Source organism: Treponema sp. UBA753, from assembly GCF_002297325.1.
Classification (GTDB): Bacteria; Spirochaetota; Spirochaetia; order Treponematales; family Treponemataceae; genus Treponema_D.
Map to the genome: position 1 here is coordinate 1 of NZ_DBKJ01000038.1, position 2,223 is coordinate 2,223.

Sequence of the window (2,223 nt, forward strand, 5' to 3'; positions counted from 1 at the left end):
CAAAGAACATGGCTCAAGATATGGCCAAGGACATAGCTAGGAACATGGTCAAAGATACTGCACAAAGCATAGCTAATGACATTGCAAATCAGAAAGTTATTGAAACTGCACAAAAAATGCTTAAAGAAAAAATAGGAACACCAGAGCAAATTTCAATGGTCACAAGTATTCCGCTTGAAAAAATTTTAGAGCTTAAAAAGAAATTATAATAAGTTTAAAGTTTTATTCCTGCGCTCAATGTGAATGATGTTCCCGGCGCAGGATAGCCGTCAACATGGACATACTGGAAGTCAAAAACATTTTGCCACAAGAACTGCGCATAAAATTTTTCCCCTGTCCAAGAAAGTCCTGTGTCCAAATTAAAATAATCCGGCACATAAAGAGTATTGCTGTTGCTTGTATATTTTTTTGAATTATAGGAAAAAACAGTCGTCCAAGTAAAGCTATCAAAAAACGAATATTTTTCCGTTAAAGAAAAAGTATGAACAGGAGTGTACATTATTTGATTTCCTTTTGTTCCGCCGCCTGAAGTCAAGATTGCCTTGCAAAAAGTATAGCTTGCAGAAAACTCCAAGTTGCCAAAAATCTCTTTAGTAGAAAAATAAAAATCCGCGCCCCAGTTAACAGAAGAGCCCCAGTTATCCGGCGACCAGGAAGTGCTTGAATCACTCACCCATCCGATTTTGTCCCTATAAAAAATCAAGAAAGGCTTTACAGAAAATCCGAATTTTTGCGAGTAAGAAAGTCCTGTGTAAAACGAATACGCGCTTTCACTTTTTAAATCCGGGTTTCCAATTCCGCCATCACCTGAATAATAAAGCTGCTGAAACACAGGATTTGTTATGTTTTTTGAAGCCTTAAAGAAAAACGCAAAATTTTTTAAGTTCCGTTCTGCGCAAAAACTGTAAAGCAAACTCAATGTATTTGAAGGCTCAAAGTAATCAAATGGAAGCGATAAAGAAAAGTTCCAACCAAAATATTCAAACTTCAAAGACGGAGAAAAAAATGCAGAAAAAAGCGAATGTGAATAAGTTGCATTTTCTTTGCCAGAAGAAATTTCATCAGAAAAATCATAAGAGCAAAGTGCGTAAAATTCCAAAAAGTCCAAGACAGAACTTTCCGCCTGAAAAGAAAAATTGCTTACTTTGTATTCGTTTCCCAAATCTGAAAAGCGGGCATGCTTTGTGTAGTCAAGGTCTGAATATTTGTAAGACGGCAGAACTTTTAAATTCCAATTTTCAAACGGAATAAACACAGGAAATGCAAAAACAAGCGAAAGGTCTTTTTGCTTTTCTTCTGTAAAATATGCGCCGCCAGTTTTTCCGCAGTTGGAATCGGAATAGCTTGCATAGCTTGAAAATCCAAACGAAGCTCCGGGAAATTTCTGCGTGGCAAATTCCGCAAAAAGCGAGTTGTTAAAAAGAGTGCGTTCGTAGCCTGAATAATTTTTCTTGTAGCCTGAATACGAATCGCTAAAATCTAGCTTGTAAGTTGCATCCTGCGAACGGTAGCCAAAGTGATTTTTCTTATGGGAAACATTGAAGGCTTCATGCACAAAAAGAGATGAGCCGTTTTCAAAAACAATGGGAACAGAAAATTCAGCCCTTGCCGTAGGACTGTCATTCAAAGAAGAAAGATAGCTTTGGCTTTTTAGTTCCGCATTCACACGAATCTTGCTAAAGTCGCAGGAAACTGTGGTTATGTAGATTGCAACAGAGCCATTTTGCGCGGCAGGATTTACTTTTATGGATTTTACAGTTGCAAAGTCCAAGGTAGAAAAATCAAACTTGCCGGTATTTGGATCGTTCACAAGAACATTGTTTATGTAGACTTTTATTGAAGAATTCCAATAGCCGTGAAATGTAAGCTCATTGTTTCCTTTTTTAAATGCAAAGCCCGCGCTTTCCAACGCCTGTTCTGCAGAAGAAAAAGAAGACAAAGCATCTTCGTCCAGCACGATAAGCTCTGGATTTTTTGCGCGGTGAATTGTTGTTGTAATGCCCGGAAGCTCCAGTTCCTGAGCAAATGAACAAAAAGAAACAACTAAGGCAAAAAGAAAAGCAATAAGATTTTTCATACCAATGACATCTTCGGGGTTTGCCCCGAAGATATGTTTTAAATTTATAACAGATTCCCGTATCGCGGCATGGGAATAACAATTAAATAACATAAATGTCAACTTTTTATAAAAACAGTTATTCAAGTGTCATTATCGGGCTTGAC

The 2,223-nt window shown here is 37.4% G+C and carries 1 protein-coding gene and 1 pseudogene; one reads left to right on the top strand and one right to left on the bottom strand.

The genetic code is table 11. The features are described 5' to 3' along the window. A pseudogene (locus tag B4C08_RS02760) lies at positions 1 to 209 on the top strand (hypothetical protein); the annotation flags it as partial. Between the two features lie 5 nt (positions 210 to 214). Here B4C08_RS02760 and B4C08_RS02765 read toward each other — a convergent pair. Beyond that, the gene (locus B4C08_RS02765) at positions 215 to 2,077 is read right to left on the bottom strand and encodes a hypothetical protein (RefSeq protein WP_296662571.1); all 1,863 of its coding nucleotides are present in this window, start codon (positions 2,075 to 2,077) and stop codon (positions 215 to 217) included. Between the last annotated feature and the right edge of the window lie 146 nt (positions 2,078 to 2,223).